Annotated in this window: 9 protein-coding genes; 1 reads left to right on the top strand and 8 read right to left on the bottom strand. The window is 39.2% G+C overall.

What is annotated here, in order from left to right; translation table 11 throughout:
* Positions 1-29: 29 nt before the first annotated feature.
* The 6 genes from odhB to HNR31_RS14395 all read right to left on the bottom strand — a co-directional run bounded on the left by odhB (position 30) and on the right by HNR31_RS14395 (position 8,160).
* Positions 30-1,280 carry a 2-oxoglutarate dehydrogenase complex dihydrolipoyllysine-residue succinyltransferase gene (odhB, locus tag HNR31_RS14420; RefSeq protein WP_181556925.1) on the bottom strand — a complete coding sequence of 417 codons (1,251 nt, stop codon included), beginning with the start codon at positions 1,278-1,280 and terminating at the stop codon, positions 30-32.
* 49 nt (positions 1,281-1,329) lie between these two features.
* Complete coding sequence (locus tag HNR31_RS14415; protein ID WP_181556924.1) at positions 1,330-4,170, bottom strand: 2-oxoglutarate dehydrogenase E1 component; 2,841 nt, start codon at positions 4,168-4,170, stop codon at positions 1,330-1,332.
* Between the two features lie 440 nt (positions 4,171-4,610).
* Positions 4,611-5,477, bottom strand: a complete 867-nt coding sequence (locus HNR31_RS14410; protein WP_181556923.1) for a DUF3307 domain-containing protein — start codon at positions 5,475-5,477, stop codon at positions 4,611-4,613.
* A gap of 2 nt (positions 5,478-5,479) precedes the next feature.
* Positions 5,480-6,181: a SatD family protein gene (locus tag HNR31_RS14405; RefSeq protein ID WP_181556922.1), complete on the bottom strand. Its 702-nt coding sequence runs from the start codon at positions 6,179-6,181 to the stop codon at positions 5,480-5,482.
* Positions 6,182-6,420: 239 nt separating this feature from the next.
* Complete coding sequence (locus HNR31_RS14400; RefSeq protein WP_181556992.1) at positions 6,421-7,641, bottom strand: MFS transporter; 1,221 nt, start codon at positions 7,639-7,641, stop codon at positions 6,421-6,423.
* Positions 7,642-7,719: 78 nt separating this feature from the next.
* Positions 7,720-8,160, bottom strand: a complete 441-nt coding sequence (locus HNR31_RS14395) for a pyridoxal-phosphate dependent enzyme (protein WP_309505725.1) — start codon at positions 8,158-8,160, stop codon at positions 7,720-7,722.
* A gap of 310 nt (positions 8,161-8,470) precedes the next feature.
* On the opposite strand from HNR31_RS14395, the gene HNR31_RS14390 reads away from it, so the two are divergent.
* Positions 8,471-10,087: an APC family permease gene (locus HNR31_RS14390; protein ID WP_181556921.1), complete on the top strand. Its 1,617-nt coding sequence runs from the start codon at positions 8,471-8,473 to the stop codon at positions 10,085-10,087.
* Positions 10,088-11,010: 923 nt separating this feature from the next.
* On the opposite strand, the gene arsC is transcribed toward HNR31_RS14390, so the two are convergent.
* Positions 11,011-11,430, bottom strand: a complete 420-nt coding sequence (gene arsC / locus HNR31_RS14385; protein WP_181556920.1) for an arsenate reductase (thioredoxin) — start codon at positions 11,428-11,430, stop codon at positions 11,011-11,013.
* 18 nt (positions 11,431-11,448) lie between these two features.
* Positions 11,449-12,744: an arsenic transporter gene (locus HNR31_RS14380; protein WP_181556919.1), complete on the bottom strand. Its 1,296-nt coding sequence runs from the start codon at positions 12,742-12,744 to the stop codon at positions 11,449-11,451.
* Positions 12,745-12,749: the final 5 nt, after the last annotated feature.

The raw sequence follows: 12,749 nt of genomic DNA, 5'->3' as shown, positions 1-12,749 counted from the left end.
TCAATAAAAAATCATGAGGGAAAATTCCCTCATGATTCCAATAATAATTGCTCTGGATCTTCGAGAAGTTCTTTTACTTTCACTAAAAAACCAACTGCTTCTTTCCCGTCAATAATGCGGTGATCATATGATAATGCTACATACATCATTGGACGGTTTTCCATGCGCACTTCATCGATGGCAACAGGACGAAGTTGAATTTTGTGCATTCCTAAGATGCCGACTTGCGGTCCGTTTAAAATTGGTGTGGACATTAACGAGCCAAACACCCCGCCATTGGTAATGGTAAAGGTACCACCTTGCAAGTCTTTTAAGCTTAATTTGTTTTCGCGCGCTTTTGTCGCTAAGTGTAAAATCTCTCGTTCAATTTCAGAAAAATTTTTCTTGTCCGCATCGCGCACAACAGGAACCACTAAGCCTTCGTCTGTCGATACGGCTACCCCGATATCATAGTATTTTTTCACAATGATTTCGTCACCTTGAATTTCTGCGTTTAACAGCGGATATTTTTTCAATGCCGCTACGACTGCTTTTGTGAAGAAAGACATAAAGCCGAGCCGTACATCATGTTCTTGATAAAACGCATCCTTTCGACGTTTGCGTAAATCCATAATCGCTGTCATGTCAATTTCGTTAAATGTTGTAAGCATCGCCGCTGTGTGTTGAACTTCCACAAGCCGTTTCGCGATCGTTTGACGGCGTCGAGACATTTTCATTCGTTCCACTGGTTTTTCCGGTTCAAACATATCAGGTATCGTCGGTTTGACTGCTTCCACAGTTGGTGCCGATTTAGCCGGTTGATTTGAATACGCTTCTACATCTTGTTTACGTATACGGCCAAACGGATCAACTGGCGTCACTTTGGATAAGTCAATTCCTTTTTCTCGGGCTAGTTTTCTCGCAGCTGGTGAAGCAACCGGTCGTTGAGTTGGTCTTGTGACGGATTCTTCTTTAACGGGCTCCTCTTTTACAGCTACCGGTTGGCTTGGTTCTTCCTTTCCCGGTTGCTGTGGTGGTTCCTCTTCTTGTGGAACGTTTGCTTCTGCTTCTTCTGACACAATGGCGATTGTATCCCCTACTCTGACTGTATCCCCTTCATTAAATAGTAATTTAGTGATGACCCCTGATTCTTCAGACATTAATTCGACATTGACTTTATCGGTTTCTAACTCCGCAATCGGCTCTCCTTTATGAATAAAATCTCCCGGTTGTTTGAGCCATTGAAAAATAGTCCCTTCCGTTATCGATTCTGCTAATTCTGGTACTTTGATTTCTGCCACTGTTATATCCCCTTTCGCCATTTTCGTTTGTATTTTGGTCATTCCAGAGTTACGAACGTGTGAATGCCTGGTTAATAATTCGTGCTTGTTCTTTTTTATGAACAATCGGATCGCCTTCCGCCGTACTAGAGCGTCTTCTGCGACCGATATAAGAGACTTGAACTCCCGCAGGCGCCAATGTAAGCAGTCGAGGCTCTACAAAGTTCCAAGCTCCCATATTTTTCGGCTCTTCTTGCACCCAGACTATTTCTTTTACATTCGGGAACTGCTTGATGTAACGAGAAATTTCCTCCATTGGGAATGGATATAATTCTTCTACCCGTAAAATATGGAACCAATCCTTGTCTTTCACTTCTTCTAATTTTTCCGCTAAATCAATCGCGATTTTACCCGAACATAGGATTAAGCGTTCGACTCTCTCGGCATCATGTCCTAACCCTGGTTGTGGCAACACCGGTTGGAAGCTTCCTTTACTCAAATCCGATGCTCCTGATACGACCAATGGATGACGCAATAAGCTTTTTGGTGCCATAATGACAAGCGGCCGCACTTCTTCTTTTTGTAAAATCAATGCTTGACGACGCAAAATATGAAAATATTGCGATGATTTCGTCATATTGGCGACTGTCCAGTTATTTTCAGCAGCTAATGAAAGAAACCGTTCCAAACGGGCACTGGAATGCTCAGGTCCTTGTCCTTCATACCCATGTGGGAGCAGCATAACAAGACCGGATTTTTGTCCCCATTTCGCTCTTCCCGATGCGATAAACTGATCAATGATGACTTGGGCGGAATTCGCGAAATCACCGAATTGCGCTTCCCACAGCACTAACGTTTCGGGAGCAAATACGTTATAACCGTATTCAAACCCAAGCACACTCGTCTCGGACAGCGGGCTATTATGAATCGCAAAAGACGCCTTACTGTTTGATAGCTGATGCAGCGGCGAAAATATTTTTCCTGTTTTGTCATCATGTAAAATAAGATGACGTTGGGCGAATGTTCCTCTTTCTGAATCTTGTCCTGTTAATCGAATTGGAATTCCATCTTGAAGGATGGTGGCAAATGCTAGCGCTTCGGCATGCGCCCAATCGATTTTGTTCTCTTGAAAAGCGGTAATGCGCCGCTTCAAAATTCGTTCCAATTTATTAAATACGTGAAACCCATCTGGCCATTGCACAAGTTCGTGATTTACTTGTTCGAGCACATTAACAGGTACGCTTGTATTGATTTTCGGAATGCCTTTTTCCGCTACTTCCGGTGGATTCATTTCATAATCGAGTTCTTCCTTTAAGTCCGCCACTTTTCTATAAGCTGCTTGCAGTTTCTTCTCCACTTCTTTGGCAAAGCGATCAACTTCCTCCGTTGACTGGATGATCCCTTGCTGTTCCAGTTGAGTGGCATAGAGCTGGCGAACAGTCGGATGTTTACGAATAGTTTGATACATTAATGGATTGGTCGCGGCTGGTTCATCCATTTCATTATGACCGTGACGACGATATCCAATTAAATCAATTAAAAAATCCTTCTTAAATGTTTGTCGGTAAATAACAGCTAAATGAGCGGCTGCGAGCACCGCTTCTGGGTCGTCTGCATTAACATGAACGATTGGAATTTCAAATCCTTTTGCTAAATCGCTCGCGTATTTCGTAGAACGGGAATCTTCACTTTCCGTCGTAAATCCAATCATATTGTTCGCAATGATATGGATCGTGCCGCCTGTTTGATAGCCTCTTAACCGGCTTAAATTTAACGTTTCCGCCACTCCCCCTTGTCCTGGAAATGCCGCATCACCATGGATTAAAATGGCAAATGACTTATTCTCATCTTGTTCAGGAAAACCAGGCTTGTTGCGAGTTTCTTGAGCGGCCCGCGTATAGCCGACAACCACAGGGTTGACATATTCCAAATGGCTTGGGTTATTAGCTAAGGTAATAACGGTCCGGACAGTGTTCTCTTTCTTAATTTTTCGATCTAATCCTAAATGGTATTTGACGTCGCCCGTCCATCCATATGTAATGCCGATAGAACCTTCGGATGGAATCAATTCCTTATTTGGTGCGTGTTGGAATTCCGCAAAAATCATTTCATAAGGCTTTCCTAATACATGCGCCAGTACATTCAACCGACCCCGATGGGCCATTCCAATATTAATCAGCTTTGTTCCTTTTTGTACAGATTCTGAAATCATTTCATCGAGTAATGGAACTAACATATCAATGCCTTCAATAGAAAAACGTTTTTGCCCAACGAATGTCCGATGTAAAAATTGTTCAAATACCTCTACTTCGGTCAACCGTTTTAGTAGTTCCATTCTCTTTTCATTAGAGATAGAAGGTCGATAGCTGCCTGACTCAACCATTTGTAATAGCCATTTTTTTTCTTCTACATCTTGAACATGACCAAATTCAAACGCTAGTTTGGATGTATAGACCTCTTTTAAATATTGAATCGCCTCAAACGCATTTTTAATATGGTTAGGCAAATACAGACTTATAATGGAAGAAGGGATAGATTTTAAATCATCTTCTGTTAATCCGAACCTTTGAATATCAATATGACACGAATCTTTTTCAGACGTTTCTAATGGATTAATTTTGGCATCCAAATGACCGAAAGTACGAATATAGTCGGCTAATTTGACTGCCTGAACATATTTTTCTAACAAGTTTGCAGGTACATTTGTGTGATGTACAACGTCTTTCGGGTCATCATCGTTGTTAGTGCCCTGAAACTCGGGAGGCCCCCATCGGTCAAACCACTCTTTCAATTCTGGATCAACCAGACTTGGATTTTGTAAGTACTGTTCGTACATTTCCATGACATATCCAAGATTTGGACCGTGAAACTTTTCCCATGGATTTCTGAAGCTGTCACTAAGCGTGTTCATTTTTGAATACCCTCCAAAGCTAATTAAATACGCCTTACATAATTGATTGATCCCCTTTTGTCCACACCAGTTCTAGTGTTAAAAAGGGTGTTGCAAAACTAGAGTATGCACAAGAATGCAGAACAGCGAGAAACCTAACCAACGCGGTTGTTCTCTAAAGGCCACCGCATTTATATATACACGGATGATATGTTTTGCAACACGTTCATGAAAGATAAAACGATTACATTTCCATTTTACTACTATCTTGATAAAAGTCAAAATAATATTCTTTTTCTCACTTTTTCGTCTACGTAATTGCGTAAAAACAAAGTATAGAAAAAGCCATGCCGCTTCCTCTTTGATAGAATCAAAGTTGACTAGAATAAGAGAAAGCTGTCATGGCTTTATCCCCTTATAAAAACTTTAAATAATACTCCACTCGATTATACCAGTCATTTTCACCATATATTTGAAGCAACTACTCCCAGTAAAATTCCGATCATAGAGCTTGATAGTGTTCCAATCAGATAATATTCGGCAAATTGTTTATGTTCAAATTGCTTAAATCGGGTTAATGTTTTTAACGCTGCTAAAAAGGCAAGTCCCTGTGGTAAATGAATCATCATTAGGATCACGATGAGAGTCCTCTCTAACATGCCGATGATTTGACCAATTTTTGCTGGTGAATCATGAAAGTACTGTTCCGTTTTGATAGTGATAATTTCTGTTTCTTTTCTTCCATCACTTTCATATTTCGTTTTTACTTCTGTCTTTTCATCTGATAAGCGGTATATTCCTTCTTGTAATTCGTTGTTTGGAGCAATATTTTGCAAGAGAATTCCAAGGAAATAACCAGCTCCATAGGTGGCTAAGATAAAGATACAAATAGTAGCGGTAACCTTTTCATAAATACTAGCATTACCTGTAAACATCACATAAAATGCTTGGATATTTGACGTAGCGGTCGTGAAATAACGAAGTACCAAAATAATTGACAAAAAATGAAGAACCTGATCAATGAGAAACAACAATGCTTGACTACCTACTCCATTTATTTTTTTGCTTAATTTCATTTTTCCGTAATCAATGACATAATGAGAAATAGCGATCAAAAAAACGGCTTGTCCAAATGAGCGAAGGGTCGCACTAGTAATGGATGGACTGGCAAGTGCAATCAAGAGACAAGCCATTCCCATTAAAATAGCATGAATGGTAACATGCTTGACTAGTGTAGCTATAAGGTTGTCCTTTCTCTGCTCTATTAATTGATCCGATTGGAAAATAAAATCCCCTAACAAATGAGCAGCGTAAAAATAAATCCACAAATTTATCGCTCCCTACGATTCAAAAGATTTTCATACAACAATAGCAATTGGGTAAAGCTATCCTCTACCGCTTTTACTTTTTGGTAATCAGCACGTTTCAATAAATAACTGACGGTGGAAATGGGTGATTTGTATCCTAAATGTTTTCCGATTTTTTCATACGTCCATTCGGGAAATTTTTCAATTAATTCGATAACTTGTTTTTGCTTATCCGTCCATTTTCGTTTTGTTGTTACAATAAAATTTAATAATGCGTTAAGTGGTTCATGGGGGACAAGTTCGGCTGAAAAATAAAAGCTTGTTTCAGTCTCAATATCATTCCAAATTTTCGCTTTCTCACCTTTTTCCTTTAGTTGTTTGTCCCTTGCGGCAAATGCATGTAACACAGCGCTTCCATTCATCGTATGAACGTTTATTTCATCCGTTTCCAGTTCGCCAATCCCAATGCCTAAATAAAAGGGACAACGATGGAGCTGTGACTGTTGGAAAATATGGATGATTAGCGAATAGGCATTAGAAAAGTTTTTCATGACGCCAATGAGTTCATCGCCATTCCGAATAGCAAACGGAACAAGCAGGTCATGCTCAAATTGTTTGTTGATTGTCTGTTGGCATTCTTCCAGTGCGTAAATTAAATGGTCTTTCTTCATCCGTTTGGACTGTTTGACATCTGCTGCAAAACAGATTGCTGGTGTTGGTTTCATAATACCCCTCTTTTTGTTGATGTATATATATCAAGTTTTTATCTGTTGTCGAAAAAATATCAACATAATATTTACTGACACAAGGATAGTAAAAATTCGACACATTTTCAACAACAAATTTAGTGTGAACAGGATTCAAGATGCATCAAAGTGCCATGGAAAGAGTTTTTCTCTCCGTTTAACGTGTCCATTTTCTTGACATAAATACTATACCTGCTAAACAGCACGGGTATTTATATTTAAGCACTTTCAGATTCCAAATATAATCCTTTTTTGCGAACATATAAATGAACAAAACCAAACAATGCCGAGAACATCAACAAGCATCCTGACAATATGTAAACGAGACGAACTCCTATTAAGTCTGTCAGAACTCCTATCCCAATGATTGAAAAAATAATCATGAGTTGGACGAGAGCATTTTTAGCTGAAAGAATTTTTGTTAAAATTTTTTCACTAGCACTATTTTGATACATGGTTTCCTGTGCAAGATCTCTGATTTGATAGGAAGGCCCCATTAAAAGTACCAAAAATAATGCGAGATACGGATTTGATACAAATCCATAGATAAACGTTAGTAAACCAAACATCATAGAGCCAAATATCATAAATATAGCCAAACGTCCTCTCATCATTTTGGAAAGACGATAAACCATAAGTCCTCCTATAATTGTTCCCAGATAATAGGCACCGTTGATATAGCCCCACCATGTTTCGCTTTTTCCTAAGGCTTCTTTGACATAGGTAAGAGTAACAGCTCCAATCCAAATCGTTCCGACAAAAGCTTCTATCAAGTCCATGGCAATCATAATCCGTAATCCTTGATGCTGAAAAAGGTACTTCCATCCAGCTGTCAAACGGCTGATCAATCCCTCTTTTGATTCAATATTCGATATTTCGCTTACTTTTACCATACACAAACTACCAACTGATAATAAAATTAAGAAAAATGCGATACCAAGCGTTGCCGCCTTACCTAAAATTGACAATAATAACCCACCAAATGTCCATCCAGCAAACAAAAATGTCTGGTCAACACTTGATATGAAACTGTTTGCTCTTACTCTATCCCTTTCAGATACAATTGCTCTAACGATTGAACTTTTTATAGGTGAGAAAAATCCGTTAAAAAAAGAAATAAATGACATAAACACAAAGAGCAACACCAAAATAAATACCGATAGCCGCTGATGAATGAGTATGATGAGTCCTGAAAGGAAAACCAATTGTGTTAATTGGGACAGCATTAACAAAGTTGACAATTTAAATCGGTCAGATATGGCTGGTAAAAACATACCACTTACCATCCGAGAGGCAATGCTAATCAAAGTGGCCGTCGTAGACAAAGTAGTAGAACCAGTTTCATTATATAAATACATGACAACAGCCATGATATAAAGCGCAAAGCTTAGATTTGTTGAAGTCTGACTAACAAGAAGAGCATAAAAAGAACGATTCAGTTTAACTCCCCCCTATTTTTTAAAATTCATAAAATAACGTGCAGAGCCGAACAGAATGAAGTTGCGGATTTTGAGTTTTTAAGAATAGTTAAATTTCGACAAATCCAGAGATGTTCCTATTGTGACAATCACATCTTTTTCTCGAATCATTCCGTATTGCTTTAATTTTTCATATGCACTAACCACGGAAGCCGAAGAGGGTTCCAAAAAGATCCCTTTCTTCATTAAATGTTGTTGTGCGATAAATGCTTCTTTACTGGATACAATCACAGCCTTTCCTCTAGACTCTTTTATCGCCGCCACTGCCTGATACGTAACGGTAGAGCCGGCGATAGATTTCAGAACTGTTTGACCGTGAAAGGAATTTGTGTAATCTTCTCCTTTTAAAACTGCCGTTAACCTAGGAAAAGGTTCAACTGCGATCATTTGAGGAAGAGGAATACTTTTCATAACTTTTTTTATTTCTCTAAATCCTTGCCAGACTCCCCATAATAAATCTCCTCTCGATGTAGGGACAATAATTTTCGAAGGAATGAGAGTATGTCAAGAACATGGACACGTTAAACAGAAAGAATAGCTGAACCTAGGCAATTTTCTTTGGTTAGCGTAGTAAGCGAATTGTCGCAATTCGTTAACTTGTCGCTAACTTGTCGCTTCGTCTTGTAAAAGCCACTGATTGACCAGTGCTTTTTGTATTTTATAACCTTTTGAAATTATTTGATATATTTATTAAAATAAATGCATTGGCTTATCCCCCTCTGAAATTGGTCTATGGAATCTACCTTTTGTCTCTCTAAGTTATTACAATACTTATGAAAGGGGTAAAATGATGAATACTATGCATCGAAAGATGGGAACTTTCGCGCTTACTATGACGGGTCTTGGATCCATCATAGGATCCGGTTGGTTATTTGGTGCTTGGAAGGCCTCCCAAATCGCCGGTCCAGCCGCTATTTTTTCTTGGATTATTGGGATGGTTGTTATCCTATGCATCGCTCTTTCTTATAGTGAATTGGGTACCATGTTTCCCGAAGCCGGGGGAATGGTAAAGTATACACAATATTCTCATGGATCTTTTGCAGGATTTGTTGCTGCTTGGGCAAACTGGATTGCTATTGTTTCCGTTATTCCGGTGGAGGCAATCGCTTCTGTGCAATATATGAGCTCGTGGCCATGGGATTGGGCGAAGTGGACACATGATTTAGTAGAAAACGGAATGCTTACGCCAAAAGGTCTTGGTATTGCCTCTGTGTTAATTCTTATTTACTTTTTCCTCAATTACTGGACCGTAAGTTTGTTTGCAAAAGCAAACTCACTTATAACAATATTTAAAATTATCATCCCCGGCGCGACAATTGGTGCACTCTTGTTCGTTGGCTTTCACGGGGAAAACTTTACCTACGGGCACAGTATGGCGCCTTATGGATGGTCAAGTGTGTTGACAGCAGTGGCTACGTCCGGCATTGTGTTCGCGTTTAATGGATTTCAAAGTCCAATTAATATGGCAGGAGAAGCTAAAAAACCAGGCCGATCCATTCCTATTGCAGTAGTGGGTTCTGTTCTGATTGCAACGGTTATATACGTCCTGTTACAGATTGCCTTTATCGGTTCTGTCGATCCTTCCATGCTTGTACACGGTTGGCATCATTTAAACTTTAATTCTCCATTTGCCGACTTAGCAATTGCTTTGAATATAAATTGGCTAGTGATCTTATTATACCTTGATGCTTTTGTTTCTCCTTCCGGTACAGGAATAACCTATACTGCTACAACCGCCCGGATGATATATGGAATGCAAAAGAATGGATATTTGCCGGGTGTTTTAGGTAAACTACATCCTATTTACGGGGTTCCACGTCCAGCTATGTTTTTTAATTTGGCTGTATGTTTTATTTTTTTGTTTTTGTTTAAAGGTTGGGGCGTATTGGCAGAGGTAATTTCCGTTGCTACCCTAATATCTTATATTACGGGGCCTGTTACCGTAATGACATTAAGACGAACAGGAAAGCATCTGTACCGCCCTCTTCGTCTCAAGGGACTGCGTATTATTGCACCATGCGGATTTATCTTTGCTTCTTTAACTCTGTATTGGGCACGTTGGCCGCTTACAGGACAGGTGTTGCTCATTATTATGATCGGGCTTCCTATTTATTTCTATTATCAAGCAAAAATAAAATGGAAGGGATTTCGAAAGAACTTCTTAGCAGGGATTTGGATGGTTATGTACTTGTTATCTATGATGTGTATCTCCTATCTGGGAAGTGAAAAGTTCGGGGGCATAAACATTATCCCATATGGTTGGGATATGATTATTATTGCATGCTTATCCCTTGGGTTCTATGCTTGGGCCGTAAAAAGCGGATTTGAAACAGAATACCTACAAGAAGCTAATAAAGTAAATGAAGAGATGAGAGATGAGAAACAGAGACGTGGTTATGGTGGCTGATTCAAGCCAGAAAGCAACTACTCTCTAATTGTCAGGATATCATGCCAAGATTGTAAGAGTGGGCTATTGATCTATAGGTTGTGACTAATAATGGTACAATTACTTTGGATACTCCAAGGTATGTTGTAAAGAAGAGATGGTGTTCATCAGTCGGCTTTTTCATATAGAACTGCCGATAATCTGGTTTATTTAACCTGCTGGAACAGTAATTTTCTGAAACACCCTCTCGTTACCTCATTCGAGCCATAAGTGACCGGAGTAATATTTCGCTCATCTCCATCACCTTATGTCGCAAAACACGACACAGGGATCGATAAATTACCTATCCCTTATTTCTTTTTTATAGCGTCCGAAAACTCAAAGTTTAGGAATAAAATCCGATGGAGTAACAAATCGAGTCACCATACCAATTCGAGCAAATTGTACGTTTAGACACATTTTGAACACAAAATAACCGGCTCCCCTTAGTGTACAGGGGGCCGGCTTGTTTTTTGTCTTCGTCCTGTAGAACTTGTAACTTCCCGTAGTCCGTTCCTACGCTAATCCGTTTTGCTGCGGATAAGCTCCTAGCTTCGTTGGAACAGATTATTTGAAAAAGGGAGTCATCTTCCTCCACTTCCTTGCTCCTTAGTTTCCAAATGCCGTTCTCTTTGAATAAGAAACGTATAGTAAATGACATAGTAAGTAATCAACGTGAACAGAATTTTTTTCATCTCTTAATGGCATCATACCAAATTATTTCATTTTGCAAATAAATAACATAAGAAAAAACTTCCTTTTTTTTCGACGATTTTTAGGTTCCATTTATTCCGTTAGCCAATCTTATTCATACTGTACAAGATAAACGGCAAGCCGGCGAAAGTTTTCACCGGCTTTTAACTATAAATGATATGATGGTTTATAAATCATTCACATGAAGTGAGTTATTCACCAGTCTCAGCAAAACGTTTAATTCTTTCACCAATCTCATCGCGAACACGCTGAAATACAGCCCATTTTTCTTCTTCCGTTCCTTCCGCCTTTGCCGGATCATCAAATCCCCAATGGACGCGTTTCACATTTGGCGGGGTTACTGGACAATGGTCCGCCGCATGGCCACATAATGTCACAACGAGATCTGCTTTATTTAAAATTTTCGGATCAATGACATCCGATGTCTGGTTCGAAATATCAATCCCTACTTCTTTCATGACTTTTACCGCGTTCGGATTTAATCCATGAGCTTCGATGCCAGCGCTATAAACTTCCCACTCATCGCCAAGATATTTTTTGGCCCATCCTTCTGCCATTTGACTGCGGCAAGAGTTCCCAGTGCATAAGAAGTAAATGATTTTCTTTTTCATGTGTATCTACTCCTTTTCTTAGATAATGAGTAACCATATATAAAGTCCAACAAGTGTAATGAATAAGGTTGGAATGGTTAAAATAATCCCGTTTTTAAAGTAGGTTCCCCATGTAATCCTGACTCCTTTTGTTGATAATACATGTAACCAAAGGAGAGTTGCTAAAGAACCGATTGGGGTAATCTTAGGTCCTAAATTGGAACCAATCACATTAGCGTAAATCAATCCTTCACGAATAATACCGGTTGTGTTTGTATCAGCAATCGCTAAAGCATCAATCATCACCGTTGGCATGTTATTCATAATCGATGAAAGAACCGCCGCAATGAAGCCCATGGAAATCGTTCCAATGAATAATCCTTGATTGGCGGCTGCTTGAATCACATCGGCTAATACATTGGTCAATCCTACATTTCTTAAACCATAGACAACCACATACATACCAATAGAGAAAAACACTATCGCCCACGGTGCACCTTTTAATATACGTTTAACATGAACAGCCGGGCTTCTTCTTCCGATGAATAAGAAAGACAGCGCTACAACTCCTGCAATGAGAGACACAGGAAACTTTGTAAATTCACTGACAAAATAACCAATCAATAAAATGCTTAGTACAACCCAAGAAAGCTTAAACAATTTATGGTCTTTAATCGCTTCATTTGGTTTCTTTAAATGTGATAAATCATATTGTTTCGGTATATCTTTTTTAAAATACAGATATAATACTAAAATGCTAGCTCCTAATGAGAAAAAGTTAGGAATAATCATACGTGATGCATACTCAACAAACCCAATGTCAAAATAATCGGAGGATACAATATTCACTAAGTTACTAACCACTAACGGCAACGAAGTCGTATCAGCAATAAAACCACTCGCCAAGATAAAAGGTAACACTTTCTTTTCATCAAACTGTAAGGCTCGCACCATCGCAAGAACAATCGGTGTCAGAATTAGAGCTGCCCCGTCATTGGCAAAAAATGCGGATACTAAGGCTCCTAGAACGGAAACAAAGATGAACATCTTCACTCCGTTCCCATTCGCCACTTTCGCCATATGTAATGCTGCCCATTCGAAAAAGCCAATTTCATCTAAAATTAATGAAATAATAATAATCGCAATAAAAGCAAGGGTCGCATTCCAGACGATGCCTGTCACATCGAGAACATCTTTAAAATCAACTACACCTACTAATAAAGCAAGGAGTGCCCCTCCACATGCAGACCAACCAATGGATAAGTTTTTTGGCTGCCAAATGACAAACACTAAAGTCACGAGGAAAATCAATGCTGCCAGTATGACCGAAAGCAAACTAT

It is taken from the genome of Thermaerobacillus caldiproteolyticus (genome assembly GCF_013761245.1).
GTDB lineage: Bacteria > Bacillota > Bacilli > Bacillales > Anoxybacillaceae > Thermaerobacillus > Thermaerobacillus caldiproteolyticus.
Note: the sequence above shows the minus strand (reverse complement) of the source record. Positions and strands in the feature narration are given on the sequence as shown.

What these genes read in the sequence shown, in the direction of transcription:
- HNR31_RS14405 (WP_181556922.1), bottom strand. Translation starts at nt 6,181, where the DNA reads ATGAAACCAACACCAGCAATCTGTTTTGCAGCAGATGTCAAACAGTCC.
- arsC (WP_181556920.1), bottom strand. Translation starts at nt 11,430, where the DNA reads ATGAAAAAGAAAATCATTTACTTCTTATGCACTGGGAACTCTTGCCGC.
- HNR31_RS14390 (WP_181556921.1), top strand. Translation starts at nt 8,471, where the DNA reads ATGAATACTATGCATCGAAAGATGGGAACTTTCGCGCTTACTATGACG.
- HNR31_RS14415 (WP_181556924.1), bottom strand. Translation starts at nt 4,170, where the DNA reads ATGAACACGCTTAGTGACAGCTTCAGAAATCCATGGGAAAAGTTTCAC.